Annotated in this window: 13 protein-coding genes and 1 pseudogene; 6 read left to right on the plus strand and 8 right to left on the minus strand. The window is 50.5% G+C overall.

All coding sequences use genetic code 11. The features are described from left to right. Positions 1-16 precede the first annotated feature (16 nt). Complete coding sequence (locus Har1129_RS04040; protein WP_151099512.1) at positions 17-334, minus strand: PadR family transcriptional regulator; 318 nt, start codon at positions 332-334, stop codon at positions 17-19. A gap of 404 nt (positions 335-738) precedes the next feature. Here Har1129_RS04040 and Har1129_RS04045 point away from each other — a divergent pair, with 404 nt between their 5' ends. After that, the gene (locus Har1129_RS04045) at positions 739-984 is read left to right on the plus strand and encodes a MarR family transcriptional regulator (RefSeq protein ID WP_151099514.1); all 246 of its coding nucleotides are present in this window, start codon (positions 739-741) and stop codon (positions 982-984) included. On the opposite strand, the gene Har1129_RS21295 is transcribed toward Har1129_RS04045, so the two are convergent. Continuing rightward, positions 963-1,202 (minus strand): winged helix-turn-helix transcriptional regulator, encoded by a 240-nt coding sequence (locus Har1129_RS21295; RefSeq protein ID WP_151099515.1) that lies wholly within the window; start codon positions 1,200-1,202, stop codon positions 963-965. The genes Har1129_RS04045 and Har1129_RS21295 overlap by 22 nt on opposite strands. 151 nt (positions 1,203-1,353) lie before the next feature. Between Har1129_RS21295 and Har1129_RS04055 the strand changes: the two genes are divergently transcribed. Next, a complete protein-coding gene (locus tag Har1129_RS04055) occupies positions 1,354-1,650 on the plus strand; it encodes a hypothetical protein (protein WP_151099517.1) in 297 nt (98 codons plus the stop codon). Next, positions 1,647-1,898, plus strand: coding sequence for a hypothetical protein (locus Har1129_RS04060; RefSeq protein ID WP_151099518.1), 252 nt, complete (start codon positions 1,647-1,649; stop codon positions 1,896-1,898). The genes Har1129_RS04055 and Har1129_RS04060 overlap by 4 nt, the downstream gene beginning before the upstream one ends. Positions 1,899-1,950: 52 nt before the next feature. On the opposite strand, the gene Har1129_RS04065 is transcribed toward Har1129_RS04060, so the two are convergent. The 4 genes from Har1129_RS04065 to Har1129_RS04080 all read right to left on the minus strand — a co-directional run bounded on the left by Har1129_RS04065 (position 1,951) and on the right by Har1129_RS04080 (position 6,077). Further along, positions 1,951-2,550 carry a hypothetical protein gene (locus tag Har1129_RS04065; protein ID WP_151099520.1) on the minus strand — a complete coding sequence of 200 codons (600 nt, stop codon included), beginning with the start codon at positions 2,548-2,550 and terminating at the stop codon, positions 1,951-1,953. Then, a complete protein-coding gene (locus tag Har1129_RS04070) occupies positions 2,547-3,836 on the minus strand; it encodes an AAA family ATPase (RefSeq protein WP_151099522.1) in 1,290 nt (429 codons plus the stop codon). The genes Har1129_RS04065 and Har1129_RS04070 overlap by 4 nt, the downstream gene beginning before the upstream one ends. Positions 3,837-3,984: 148 nt before the next feature. Continuing rightward, positions 3,985-4,917, minus strand: coding sequence for a hypothetical protein (locus Har1129_RS04075; protein WP_151099524.1), 933 nt, complete (start codon positions 4,915-4,917; stop codon positions 3,985-3,987). Between the two features lie 2 nt (positions 4,918-4,919). Next, positions 4,920-6,077 carry a hypothetical protein gene (locus Har1129_RS04080; protein WP_151099525.1) on the minus strand — a complete coding sequence of 386 codons (1,158 nt, stop codon included), beginning with the start codon at positions 6,075-6,077 and terminating at the stop codon, positions 4,920-4,922. Positions 6,078-6,382: 305 nt separating this feature from the next. Between Har1129_RS04080 and Har1129_RS21300 the strand changes: the two are divergent. Continuing rightward, positions 6,383-6,566: pseudogene (locus Har1129_RS21300) on the plus strand (hypothetical protein). 128 nt (positions 6,567-6,694) lie between these two features. After that, the gene (locus Har1129_RS04090; protein ID WP_151099527.1) at positions 6,695-9,517 is read left to right on the plus strand and encodes a TrlF family AAA-like ATPase; all 2,823 of its coding nucleotides are present in this window, start codon (positions 6,695-6,697) and stop codon (positions 9,515-9,517) included. 202 nt (positions 9,518-9,719) lie between these two features. On the opposite strand, the gene tcmP is transcribed toward Har1129_RS04090, so the two are convergent. Further along, positions 9,720-10,904: a three-Cys-motif partner protein TcmP gene (gene tcmP, locus Har1129_RS04095; protein ID WP_151099528.1), complete on the minus strand. Its 1,185-nt coding sequence runs from the start codon at positions 10,902-10,904 to the stop codon at positions 9,720-9,722. 116 nt (positions 10,905-11,020) lie between these two features. After that, entirely contained in the window at positions 11,021-12,082 is a 1,062-nt protein-coding gene (locus Har1129_RS04100) for a radical SAM protein (RefSeq protein ID WP_151099530.1), read from the minus strand. Positions 12,083-12,215: 133 nt separating this feature from the next. Between Har1129_RS04100 and Har1129_RS04105 the strand changes: the two genes are divergently transcribed. Continuing rightward, on the plus strand, positions 12,216-13,559 hold the full coding sequence (locus Har1129_RS04105; protein WP_151099532.1) for a radical SAM protein: 1,344 nt from the start codon (positions 12,216-12,218) through the stop codon (positions 13,557-13,559). The last annotated feature ends 28 nt before the right edge of the window (positions 13,560-13,587 follow it).

The raw sequence follows: 13,587 nt of genomic DNA on the forward strand, positions 1-13,587 counted from the left end.
TGACGATAATGAAGAATCACTGTCGGCCACCTCCAACGATGGGTCGGGGCTGGTCACACAGGCCGGCGAGCGTGTCGGCATGATGCTGGAGGAGTTGTGTGCCAGCATCAGTCAGCGTATACTCGTTGGTGCGGCCGTCGAGTTCTTTTCGGTTGACGAGGTTCTGGTCGGCGAGTTGTGTGAGATTCTGGTAGAGGCGGCTGTGGTTGATCGGGTCGGCGTAGCGCTCGTCGAGGTAGTCTTTCAGCGCGAGGCCGTAGGGTTCGTCGTCGACGACGGCGATGGCTTCGAGCAGGTCGCGCTGGAAACCCGTCAGTGCGTAGTGGGTCGTCATTGGTGGCCTCCGGTGGTATGCATCTGGCTGGGACTGGGACAGGACATGGGAAGCGTCTGGGGCGCGCGTGAACGGAAGTCGATTTTTCGCGGTCGGTTCTCGTCTGTGGCCCGCTGTGGCGTGTTCATGGGCCGCTCAGGCGATGAACGGAAAGTGAACGGAAGGACCGCCCTCTGGCGGTTTCCGACTGAACGGAAATCGAGGCTGGCGAGCGATGCGACTCTTCGTAGGTGGGCTTGCGGGTTGTCATGGTCGATGCGACGCCGCTGTGTGCGAGTAGGCGTCGCCTATCCCAGACTGTTACACTGACTGCACTTAATCTTTTCCGCACGACAACCAATTACCAAGCGTCTATTAAAGGCAGACCGCTGATATTTTCTAAGTAGGTATCTATACCACATACAATGCCAGATCCGGGCCGTAAACCGACAGTTTCCGATGTCGAAATACTCAGAGAATTTGCCCTCTGCCCGGACCCGTTCATGCATGCGACAGAATTGACTGAAACCCTTGATTTATCCAGACAAGGCGTTCACAACCGGCTTGAGAAGCTACAAGAGAAGGGCTATTTGGATAGCAAAATGACGGGTGGAACTCGTAATTGGTGGCTCACTGATGAGGGCCGTAACTACCTTTCAGAGCAATCCTGATCCTCGGGCAGCCACCAACCAACCATCGTTGAAGTCGGCTTCTTTCGGTTGATTCTATTTTCATTCCATAACTGGTTAAGGCGCTTGTTTATAGCCGTTCGACTGATTGGTAGGTGTTCCGAGAGTTCACCAGCAGTCACGAATGGCCCCTCTATTTTTTCAAACGTTTCCAGCAGCTCTCGATCGGTCACTCTCTGGTTCCCGTGTGCCGTGCTCATACTACATATCTAAGTTAGTTTCCGCATGGAAAGGATTTATGGTGGTGGCGTAACATAAGCTAAGTACAGGAACACACGCGCCGCTGGTCGATTTCTTACGAAATCGCCCCGGTGGTAGGACACCGAGGCGCGTGGTTCCAGGAAAGAACCAATGGCAACTACGCAATCCAATCCACAAGAACGTACCGCCCGCGAACTACTCACCCAGGGTCGACCGCTGTTTCTCGGCGTCGACGGCGACGGCGCAGCCCACTACTGGGACAGCTACGAGTTCGCCGTGGCTGTTGTCACGGCTGATGGCGACGCCGAGACAGTCGAGCTGGCGGCGACGCCGTTCGAGACGCTCGGACAGTGGTGCGAGTATACGCGTTCCGAGCGCGGCTGGGACATCGGCCCGCACGTCGGTGGCTCGCTGGTCGGTGATCTTGTTCGGGCGGTGGAAGCATGAGCTGTACTGTGGAAGAACGCAAGCGAGTGTGGCGGGCAGCGCGGGCCATTCGTGAGGAAGTGGCTACTGAGTCGGTGGACGTGCTTGCGCCGAGTGCTAGTCAGTACGGTGAATGGACGCTCGACGCGGTGCTTCGGGATGCTGATGGGGTTCCGCCGGAGGTTCTTCGGGAGCTGGCGCTCGCTGGATTGACGTTGCAGCCGACGCCGTCGCAGGCTGAGTATCAGCACGTCGCGGCGACAGTATAGGCTGCATTACGATGGAGACAGAACTACCACAGACAATTTATTATCCGACATATCAAAATATGGTGTTGCTGAGAACAGAATCCAGCTCCCCGCACTGTGCATACTCTCTAATTATGCTAAATTTTTGTTCCTTGGTATCATGAATTCCCTTATCTATTCCCGCGGCCTCTTCCATCTTGTCTCTGAATGCTGATATTATAACTTCACCCCGTTTTCTCCCGCCCACTTCTATACGGCAGCGATATCCCACCATTTCTGTAGTCGCCACCAGTTCACATTCGGTTAGAGTGTTAGTTTCATTAGTGAAATTGGTCTTTTTATTTACTTCATCAAGCCACTCATCAATAGTGCAGTGATCCAAATCAATAAGTAAATTTATACTAAAACTTTTCTCAAGAAACCCATGTATCTCGTTGCTGTATACATCTTTGAGTATTTCTCTTCCGTTTTCAGACTTAATGAGTATCTCACAGGGATAGTATGAATTCCCAAACGATTGAATCATATCTGATTCTTTTCCCCTCTTGTCCTGACCTTCAATATCTTCAACCGAAAATGTCTCCAATTCAAAATCTAAGTTTCTGTGTTTTATATACTCATTCAGAAGTCGCAAATCCCACTTTCCTTCGCAGAGGATTAACTTCTTGCTCATTCTCCTCTTAAGTCAAGATGCAGTTCATTAAGATGTTTCCTCGCCTCTGCAAAATCTAGATGCTGCGCAGCATACTTTTGAATTTTCAATATGCCGAGATTCTCTTCTAGATATGATTCGGTTTCATCTAAGGTTGGATTCAAAAATGCGTTAATCAAATCTACATCATGTGTAGTTATTATCATTTGGACACCTTCGTCTCGACTTACAGATACAAAGAAATGGACTAGTTTCTTTATATACCCAGGATGCATACTGTTTTCCGGTTCTTCAAGAAGCAAAACATACTCTTCCATTTCTGATACGTGAAGTTCCCACAGAAGCCCAGTAATCGCACGGAACCCATCTCCCATAAATTTGTGCGGAATCTGATGACGTTGGTTGTCCTGATTAAATACTACATCTTCGCTATTGAACGACTTTATTTCCGGTAGAAGGTTATATTTCCGAATAGAGTCTTCGACTCTTGAGAGGACTATGGAACTCTCCTCATGGCCCTCTATATCTTTCTCAGCAATATCGAGCTCACTTACCATTTTAACGGCAGCATTGCTTTCTAAAGTGCCTACAAAGTTTCCTGATCCGTATCGACCTACGACCAGTCCTCTGAACAGGCTTTCCACAGCCCATTGAACTTCGTGTTCATCCACGGTAATAGAAGCGCTCGATTCAGAAATTGAACTAGAAAACGTGTCTGCAATATCACCGATAAGATCTGAGAAGGTATCAGAAAAGTACAAAAATGGAACTTGATTTCCTGACTGTTCAACCAATATCCCGCCACTCACATATTCATCAACCTCCTCATCAGAGCGCATCTCGTCAAACACAATCTCTACTGCCCTACGTAGCAGCGATTTTAGCTCAGAACGTATATTTTGGTCCCCCTCTTCATCAACTAATCTACGCACAACTCCCCTATTCGAATTAATCTGTCTGAGGAAGAGTTGGCGAGCAACTGAGTGCTTTTGATTGTTGCTCAGTCTTTTCAGGATTAGTTCCTGCGTTGCTCCTTCGTCGATAAATTCGGTCAGTTTAGCCTGTCCAGTTGCGCCGGAATATTCGCAGCGGACAGTTGATTCGTTGCTTCCAGACCGTATTAGATTTTCAACTAGTCCCTCATAACGCCGGACATTGTCTGGAGAAAAGCACAATTCGATGGCTTCAAGAAGCGAAGTTTTTCCTGAATTATTTTTACCCGTGACGATTGTTATATTATTTGGCTCAAAGATTAGGTTCTCGTGGGTTTTGAAATTTTGAAGATTAACCTTGCTGATTTGTACCATGTAAATGACTTCTCCAGGCCCAATTGTCTATATTAACACGTCAATCTGATTTATTACCTTCGTTGTATTGGCTATCGGAACAGTATGTGAGAGTTGATAAAGAACGGAGGTACAAGATCATGACATATTGGAAGTCTTTTATAAATCCCTACTTGTTCTCGAAGTTATCCGTCAACGACATCTGCTCGGTCCCATGCAGATAGTCTTCTACTGGCTCTGAGAGTACCTGTGGCTCCACGTCAAGCACTGCATCAAACCGATCCCGAGTGAATCGGTAGGTGTGATTCTCAACTTGCTCGCAGGCACCGATTTCGACGAGAAAATCAAACACCAAATCGAGATCTGTGAGCCTCACATTATGCTGTGGGGAAAAGTAATCCCGCACCTCAGTCCGACTCACTTCAAGTCCGTCAGCATAATCTAGTGCTTTCTCACCCCACACGTCGGCAATGGCAATCGCGAGGATTTCGTGTTCCATACCCTCAGTGAGCATAATCTGATCTGGCGGGTTCTGTGGCAGTTGAATCCCTCGCCGAAGTAATGACTGCAGATTCCCTGACTCGTTGAACTCTCCCCTCAGCGGCCGGAGCTGGTCACCGTAGTCCTGTGTCATCAACACGGCATAGTTCGTCAGCTCTTCAAGCCTGTCTTGGAACTGTGTCGATTCCTCGGCGGCTTCTTCGATATACGCGGCGTCCAGATCCTGATAGACGATGACCGGCTCAACGGCTGTGACCGTCCCAGTGTAGCCCATGCGATCCTGTACTTGTGCGTCTTTCAGTGCTGACTCGGCAGTCTCGATATCGACATCAGCACACTCTCGCATCTGCTTGATATCTCGCCCTTCGATGTTGTGTCCGCTCTTGATTTCTGCGAGTACACACGTCTCACCATCGTAGAGTACGAAGTCTGGTTCAGCTGTTACATCCGCAGTCCGGTCTTCGATTTTCGGGAACAGCATCGGAATCCGGACCCCATGATTGGCGAGCGACGGTGTGGATCGGGCAGTGACAGCGGAGTAAAACAGGTTGTATGCGTTCACTTCCCGCCGTTGCCGAATACCTTCCGTCACCTCGTCCATGTCTATTGTACTGCCACCGGGTTGTCCGACTTGCTCAGTGAATAAGTCGAGTCCAAATCGTCGTAGACATCGCGAACGAAGCTCCGTAGCGAAAGCGCTGTCGTCGTTTCACGCGCGTAGAGAATCAGGTTTGGCGGCTCCAGCGCCACATCAAACGTCTCCTGATGTTCAGTGTCGTAGACCCGGATCTTGCGGCCACTGTCGCGAATTCCATACCGATACTGGTTGCCGTTGAGCACGTTCTCTTCAAGATCAGCGATGAGCTCTTTATTGGTCGCCGACGACCGGTCTGGATCAGTCAACTCCACCGCAGTGAACCCCTCAACGGTGAATCCACTCTCAAGATCACGGCGCTGTGGCGAGTGCTCGACCTCGAAGCTCTGACGGTCAAGCTCCTGATATCCCTTGGTGAGCCCGAGAAGTGTCTCGACAGCCTTCCCCTCGGAGCCCCGCCGGACAGACCGCATCGTCAACCGGCCTTCGTTCGTGTTCGAGCCTTGGATAGCTGTCGTTGGCGAGTTTGTCTGATCGAACTCGATGCGCGTTGGTTTCGCGTCGAAGGCATCTTCGGCTTTCTGGAGGTCATCTTCCTCTGCCCCGGAGAACATGAGTGTCGCATCTCGCTCCCGATTTGGGGCGTGATACTTGGCGGTGAACCCAGAGACACGTGAATCTTGGATACGCTCGGTTAGTGCCTCTAAATTCTCGGCCGAGAGGTAGAGCCGTTCGACGCATGGCAGATACCTCAGTAGGTTTTCAATCGTCTTTGTCCGCCAATCGCTATGTACCGTGGTTAGAACCCACAGGTATCTATCGTTCGTGACGAAAACGAACTCATCGGTACGATTCTTGGCTGGTGTTTTGATGGTAACCAGCGATACGTCGTCGTCAGCAACTTCTTCAGAGAAGGTGTGCTCCGCGACGTAGTTCTCAGCATGGCTGGTGACACTATCGCTCTCGGCGAGCCCAGTAATCCACGTATCCAGGTCACCAATTTCGTACCCCTGATTATCACACAGATAGATATTCAGGTCGGTTTGGCCCCCGCTCCGGGTTGTCTTCTCCTGCATCTCCTCATCCGTCGTGATGACGTACTGAATGAGTTCATGAAGGACTTCTCGCGTGGTTTTGTCCTCGACATCGGATGGGGAGATATCCATGTTCGAAAGTACTCTGTGGTCACCGATTTTTATTCGGGCGGATTCTATCCTGCGATTCTACCTCAAACATGGAAGCTAAGTTGACAATAAATTTGTTCACGAATAGTTGATACTTACCAACCACTATGCAACAAAAATCCGTCCCCCAGCCGTCGCTAACCAACAAGTTACGCTGAATTACACTCTGTGTTGGTTAGCCACGACCCACCGAACCACTCACTCCCCAACAGCCCCTTCCACGATCTCGATCCCCTCGTCGGTCAACCCATACAGCTTATCGACGATCTGGTCTGGGCAGTGGAAGCATGAGGAAGGTGTCGGTTGCCGACGCGAAGGGGCCTCGTCTACGAGCCCGTCCGTGGCCCCAAGCGAAAGATCGAGTTTGAACCACGGAGTGATGGTGGGTTTGAGCGTGTGGAAGCTGTCTGGAACGGCTGTCAGTGGCGGGTGACCGGTCGGGAGGTCGTGACGACGATGCGGCGGACTTGAACGGCGGGGAAACGGCTAATTGTCCTTCGAATAGTTCAATAGCACTTTCGCCCAGAACGGTTGTTCCTTGGCTTGGTCGATTATATTTATTGAAAAATACTATTTATCCATGGCTGTACAGGATTCTCATGAGTCTCAATCGAGGGTCTGAGTGGAGCCAATGGGATTTACACGTCCATACGCCGCTTTCTTTTGAATCCGACTTCAGAATGGGCGCTGAAGAACGTGAGCAGTATGCTGCACTAGATACGTTGAATGGAGTCAGCAAGCCGCAGCGTCATAACGAAAAGATATGGGCAAAGTACGTTGATGAGCTGGAGTCCATCAGTCACATTGATTGCCTAGGTATCACCGACTACTTTTCGCTTGAGGGCTATGAGCTCATTAAGAAACTCCGGTCTGCTGGTCGACTCGACAACTTTGATGTAGTCCTTCCCAATATCGAATTTCGACTCGATACTATCACTGCCGATGGAGAGCGAATCAATCTTCATGTTATTTTTTCAGATGAACTTTCGGTGAGCGACATCCGGAAAGAGTTCTTGCGCAACCTCAAGGTAACTATAAATCACGGTGATGAACGCACCCTTCGCCCCGAGTCGTTGCGAGAACTCGGGGCTCAAGCCAAAGAATATCATAATGACACCTGTTCTGACTATGTTGCAGGGTGTAAATACGCACGTGTCAAATTCGATGATATAATCGATGAATTGGAGTCAACGAACCTTTTTTCAGGAAAATATCTTATCGTAATGTCTGGCGCAGAGTGGAGCGACATTAATTGGAAAGGTCAAGACGCAGAGAAGAGACGCCATCTGCTCGCTAAAAGCCATGCCCTGTTCTCTAACAGCCCGTCTGACCTTCGGTGGGCAACTGGTAAAGGGGATCTATCGCCTGAAGAGTTTAGAGACGAATTCGAATCGCTGAAGCCAGTCTTTTCATCATCAGACAGTCATGATTTCGAATCGCTCTGTGTGCCTAATAAGGACCGCTATTGTTGGATAAAAGCCAATCATACCTTTGACGGTCTGAAGCAGGTTGTCTACGAGCCCCAAGACCGGCTCGACATCTCTGACTCATCACCAAAATCGTTCACACAAATCCAAACCATCCGCTCATTTTCAATAGACGATGGATATGTCAACCAAAATCTTACTATCGGCGATACAGAAATCCCGTTCAACTCGAATCTAATCACGCTTATCGGGAGCCAGGGGACGGGCAAGACTGCGCTCTTAGATCTAATCGCGAACTGTTTCCAAGACCGACGCAATACCGCTGTCAGTGGTGGAAACTCATTTATTGCGAGAATTGAAGATTCGAATACTCGACTTCAGACTGGGATTGATTTTGAAGACTTGGACCCATTCACGAAGACTGCGTTGGGTGAACCGGCTGAGTTCGTAGATGGGGCCGATATATCGTATATCCCACAGGGAAAGATAGTTGAATACTGTGAGCAGGGGAACCGACTTCACAACCAAATAAATGATTTAGTGACGGGATCTGCCACCAAGGAGTCTTCTGACACGGTAGATGAGTTCAAATCAGAAGGGAACCGAATCAGCGAACTTGGCGACAAACTCCGTCGGTTGAATGCCGAACTTCACGACATCAATCCTGCAAGCGTACGTGAGGAACTGCAAAAAGAACTGAAGCAGCTAAAAGAAGCCCAGACAAGTCTCGATAACAAAAAGTCAGAAATCGAGGATTTCAAGCAAAATCACGAGGCTGAGTTGGAGGAAACAGAAACTGAAAGTCTCCAAGACGAGTTGGACTCCCTTCGTGAAAAGAACGAGAGGGTAGATGAATTAGAGGCATTAGTAGACTCTGCGAGAGAGGACCTTTCTTCTGTTAACTCGTTCAATAATAAAGTCAGAAGAATAGACAACCAATTCGGTGACCTAGATATTGACTCAGATATTCCGGAGATTGAATTCAATGGGCACCGTAATGCCATTGACTCCTTGGCGGACGACATCTCCGGACTTCGTGATGAGATATCAAACTCTCGGAATAAAATTGAAGACAAGTTGGATGACTCAACAGATGCTGAAGAACAACTTGCAGATCTTCGAGAAGAACAGCGGCAAATTCAAGATGTGATTGATAATCTTGAGGGTGCTGTCAAAGATTCAGAGAAGGAGCTAGAGCGGGTCACAGAATTACGTAATGAACGTACAGAGGTGTTCGCAGAATATGTTTCTGCATACCTCCGTCGGCGCACGTTGTACAGGGATATCATAGCCCAGTTTACGGGTGACGACGGCGGCATCCTTGGGGATGTGGAGTTTGAGCCGAAAATTGAAATCGCCGATGATCTGGTTGATGATTTCTCTGATCTTATAGATATGCGCTCAAATAATAGTGAGGATATAAAATCTGAGGTCCGGAAATTACGTGCTATTATTCAGGGTAACCAACCAGACAACCTCCAATCTGCAGTTAGCGAATATCTCGAAGCAATGGAGGCATTCCGTCAACACACCCTTTCTGACATCGAACCTATCAAATTCGATGGGACACTATATGACACTTATTTGTCTCTATCGGAAGAGGTTTTCTACCAAGGTACGCCCATGGGCCAACTGTCCAGAGGGCAGAAAGGAACAGTATTGCTTAAAATATATTTGGCTGAGGGTGATAATCCGCTCATTATCGATACACCTGAAGACAATCTTGACAATCGTTTCGTCTACGAAGAACTCATTGATGCTATTCGGAAAGCGAAGTTGAATCGGCAGATATTCATTGCCACTCACGACGCAAATTTGGTCGTCAACACGGACTCTGAGCAGGTTATTATTTCATCGTTCGATGAGGGAACAATAGAGTATGAAGCTGGATCTCTCGAAGATCCCGATATCCGGTCTGAAGCTAAGGACATTCTTGAAGGAGGAGACGAAGCGTTCCGTCGCCGAGAAGAGAAATACGAACTTCGGCCGAATTAGAGAAATTCGACTACAGGTAATATGAGGTGTTTTTCCTATATTCTGAGTGAAAATAAGGGAATGATCTTATAAATCAAATAAGAGAGGTCATTTGCAGAAAAATCCGGGTAGACCAGTGAAAACTTATTTGAATGTAAGGCTATCTTCGATTTGATAGCGGTCTCAGCTACCGGGTAATCAAACGAAATCGTTTACCAGCCGACTATGTGAAATTCGACAGCGACATATTGACAAACTTGAGAATGTCGTCACGCCCATATCCACGTGATTTGTTACCGTTTGGTTTGTGGGGTCTATGTTCAACCTCTAACTTACCTTCTGCTTCTAAGATTTGGAATGCGGACCGGTAGTGCATTAATTTGAATACGTTTTGATCCAGCGTCTCCTCCAGAAGATCCTGAAACACAATCTCATCTCCTTTGTATGTTGAATAGAGGCTTCGAGCGAAGGCCTCGACGCGCTCCTCAAAATCGTTGGTTTCGCCGAATTCCGCGAATGACAGCTGATCGTCCTCGTAACCGGTATGGTCCGGTCCTAAATACGCGAACTCATCGTCTGCTCCAGCATTGAACATTGTTTCCTTCATCACTTTCAGCCCCTGCCAGTGGTTCGTCACATGAATAAGATAGTAGCAGGTCTGTCGTTTTGACTCCTCCACCATTTCAAACGGCATCGTGAACTTTGCATCAGCTTTGTCTTTGAGTTGTTCTTGATAGATGGATGAAAATCGCTCGGCCCGTTCGTCTTTGCCGAGATCGGGTGGAACGCGCTGTTGCCATTCCGTAGAGCCCAGTGCCTCAGAGATCGCTTTCTGGTGGCCTGAATCTTCCATCCACTGTGCCATCTTTCCAGCCATAAATGTGATCAACAGCTCTAAACTCTGATCTCGAAGCTGGAAGAGTTCAGTAATTAAACTAAATGGGATATTGCCATATCCGAAAGGGTCTATGAACACTAAGGATGGTGGTGGTACTCCATACTCATACTGCTCAGTGAAATCTACCGCCCAGTCTTCGAACTTTCCGGGTCGACAGATGGGATCAATACGGTCATCTACAACTTGTTCTTTCTCTTGGACAGACTGTTTCAACTTCTCAAAGTTCTCAGGGTCTTTCTCAATAAAAATACACTTAAATGAATCAAGCCGTTCATCAATTCCGTTAGCGGTAGAGAGCATTTTATCAGCCATATCCATCGCAATAAGCGGTGACCCTTGCGACCCGTCAGGATATCGTCCAGGACCAGCAAACCCATCGACAAAAAGCAAATTAGAGTCAACCATGCTGATTTTCTTAATCCATGGGTTAAGATAGAGACTGAGAATACTATGCTTCATTTCTGTCTGCCCTTTTTTTCTCAGCTTCCGTTCGTCGCTGTCTTCGTACATAATTAGTTCGGTAGTGACAAAGTATAGAAATCAGAGAACTGCTTAGTCACTTCGAGATACACCTCTAATAATATAAACTCTAGGGAAAATGGATTTTTTATTACTGGTTGTATAGATTATGAGTCGACAATTGTCTGTGATGCAGGATAACTTGGGGGCGACTCCGCCGGCACCTCACGCCCTGCAAACTCTTCCGGCGACTGTCGATCTCGCCAGGACTGCATCCAGACCGCCGTCTCTTCGTCGACGTGCTTGATCAACTGCTTATCGGGCCACAGATGCACCGGCAGATCCAACTCGCGCCCGATCTCCTGCACCCACCGGAGATGATTCGTCGCGTACTCCACCCACCGATCCCGACTCCGTAGCGCATCCAACTCCTCGGCTAACTCTATTTCACCAGCCTCCCGAGCAGCCTCGACGGTCATCTCGAAGTTCCCGCCACGCGGGTTGATCGGCTCGTGGAACACAACCGCCGGGTCACACTCGGCGACCCGTTCGAGTTGCTCACGAAGGTCGGCCTTGTCCTGCGTGGGATAGGTCGGACTCATACTGACGAACGTCTGCACGCCGTGGTCGTTGAATTCTTTCAACCCCTTCAGCCGCAATTCAGGCGCTGGGGCACTCGGTTCAATCGCTCCAACTTGCTCAGGGTCCATACACGGAATCGATGAGCCAGTGGTCACGTACTTGCCGGCATCCTGAAAGACATCTAGATCCTGTAGCGCCAGAATCGGGTTCCGTGTCAACACCCGGACGTACTCTTCGTGGCTTGCGATAGCGTCAACGACGTCGCGGGTAATCTTCCCAGCGCGACCGTCCATGTAGCAATCCGTCGAAAAGGATACCCCAACGACGCCCTGCCCACGCTCGGTTTCCCGCCACGTTCGCTTCCGATCCAAATGCCCGTCCAGCCGCTCGCCGAGATCGTCCCGATAGAGGACGTAGTTCCCCCACTCTTTCTGGCCGTTGTCAACGTCGGCTTCCTCTTTGAGCATATCCGGCCGCGTTCGAATGTTTGGCGTTGACGGGACATAGCAGAACTTGCAGCCGTGGCGACAGCCTGTCGCCACATTGACAACGTAGTCACAGAGGTGCTTGCTGTTGAGCCCCGATTCGCTAAGAATTGCCTTTGTCGGGTCCTCTCCCGTTCGTACGTCTTCGTGGCCGTCTGTCATATGTTATCTTGTCTTTCTCGTCTACTACTAGATATAAGTGTGTGCAACCAACCCAGCATCCAGTTTCACTTTCACTCCGCGTGGCTGACTTCTAATGGGGTCCAGTATAAAAAGACAGGTAGGAGCAAGACGGATGGAACTCACCTGGGGCACCGGCGATAGCTGGTTCGAGCGGACGTACGCCGTCGAACACGCTGGGTCGACCGTCGCCACGTTCGAGGACCAGCCCACGCTCGACGAACTGCGCGAGCTCTCACGCCAGCATGGCGCTCCCACCGAGCGACTTGACCTCTGGCAGGCTGGCCTCCTCTGTACCCAGTGTGACAGTGAACTCAACGACCGCTTTGCCGCCAACCCGCAGGGGGACCTGCTGTGCTGGGACTGTGCAACCGACACCGAGAGCCACGACGACCGGGGCATTACGGTCAACACTGACCCGACGAAGTCGGTCATGAGCGAGTCCCATCTCCACACCAAGAGCCTCTGTGATCACGTCATCAACGTCGCCACCGGCTGCCGACACGGGTGTGAATTCTGCTACGTGCCAACCACACCGGCTATCGACAGCCGTGATGAGATGCTCGCCGAACAGGCCGGCGTCGACGACCCACAATCCGACTGGGGAAGCTATCTGCTGTACCGGGACGACCTCCCGGAGCGGCTGGGCAACATCCTTGAGGAGCGTGACCCCAGCGAGCGCAAGCAGACCGACCGCGGTCGCGGCGTCGTGATGTTGTCCAGTGGCACTGACTGCTATCAGGACCGCCGGACGGCCCAGATTACTCGCGGCGCTGTCGCCGAGCTCATCACACACGACATTCCCGTTCGCATCCTCACCCGAAGCCCCGCTGTGACTCGGGATATCGATCTCTTCCAGGCCGCCGGTGACCGTATCACGGTCGGCTCCTCGATTCCGTCCTTCGATGCGACACTCGTCAGAGCGATGGAACCGAACGCGCCGCCACCGATGACTCGCTGGCAGGCGCTGGATACGCTCCAACAGGCCGGTGTGTCCGTGTTCGTTTCGATGTCACCCACATATCCGACCATGGACGAGGACGACTTCCACGAGCTACTGAGCTACTTCAGAGCGCTCGGTGAGGTCGTCGTCTTCCACGAGCCAATCAACCCACGGGGCGCGAACTTCCAGCAGTGTCTCGACGCCGCCCAGCAAGCCGGCTACGACGACGTTGTCGAAGAACTCCAGCGGATGCAGGACAGTCACCAGTACTGGGTCGAGTATGCCCTCGACCAGCTGAACACGGTCCAGCAGGTGGCGACGCGTTTCGACGGCCTGCAGGTCCATTCCTGGCCTGACGACGAGCTCGTGCGCTCAACCAGCGGCCAACTCCGGTCGAAACTCAACGCGATGCAGCAGGCCGTCTCACCGGAGTCGTTCTCCGGCCGTACGCCAGACTCGTCGCCGGAGCAATCCGAATTAGCTCGCGACGGCGAGTCCGTCGAGCATCTCATCTAACGACTACAGTGTCTGGGGCAGACCACCT

Source organism: Haloarcula sp. CBA1129 (assembly GCF_008729015.1).
Lineage (GTDB): Archaea > Halobacteriota > Halobacteria > Halobacteriales > Haloarculaceae > Haloarcula.

Excerpts from the sequence above, each read along its gene's own strand:
- Har1129_RS04075 (WP_151099524.1), bottom strand. The coding sequence starts at position 4,917 with ATGGACGAGGTGACGGAAGGTATTCGGCAACGGCGGGAAGTGAACGCA.
- Har1129_RS04090 (WP_151099527.1), top strand. The coding sequence starts at position 6,695 with ATGAGTCTCAATCGAGGGTCTGAGTGGAGCCAATGGGATTTACACGTC.
- Har1129_RS04080 (WP_151099525.1), bottom strand. The coding sequence starts at position 6,077 with ATGGATATCTCCCCATCCGATGTCGAGGACAAAACCACGCGAGAAGTC.
- Har1129_RS21295 (WP_151099515.1), bottom strand. The coding sequence starts at position 1,202 with ATGAGCACGGCACACGGGAACCAGAGAGTGACCGATCGAGAGCTGCTG.
- Har1129_RS04040 (WP_151099512.1), bottom strand. The coding sequence starts at position 334 with ATGACGACCCACTACGCACTGACGGGTTTCCAGCGCGACCTGCTCGAA.
- Har1129_RS04060 (WP_151099518.1), top strand. The coding sequence starts at position 1,647 with ATGAGCTGTACTGTGGAAGAACGCAAGCGAGTGTGGCGGGCAGCGCGG.
- Har1129_RS04105 (WP_151099532.1), top strand. The coding sequence starts at position 12,216 with ATGGAACTCACCTGGGGCACCGGCGATAGCTGGTTCGAGCGGACGTAC.
- Har1129_RS04045 (WP_151099514.1), top strand. The coding sequence starts at position 739 with ATGCCAGATCCGGGCCGTAAACCGACAGTTTCCGATGTCGAAATACTC.
- Har1129_RS04065 (WP_151099520.1), bottom strand. The coding sequence starts at position 2,550 with ATGAGCAAGAAGTTAATCCTCTGCGAAGGAAAGTGGGATTTGCGACTT.
- Har1129_RS04070 (WP_151099522.1), bottom strand. The coding sequence starts at position 3,836 with ATGGTACAAATCAGCAAGGTTAATCTTCAAAATTTCAAAACCCACGAG.
- Har1129_RS04055 (WP_151099517.1), top strand. The coding sequence starts at position 1,354 with ATGGCAACTACGCAATCCAATCCACAAGAACGTACCGCCCGCGAACTA.
- tcmP (WP_151099528.1), bottom strand. The coding sequence starts at position 10,904 with ATGTACGAAGACAGCGACGAACGGAAGCTGAGAAAAAAAGGGCAGACA.
- Har1129_RS04100 (WP_151099530.1), bottom strand. The coding sequence starts at position 12,082 with ATGACAGACGGCCACGAAGACGTACGAACGGGAGAGGACCCGACAAAG.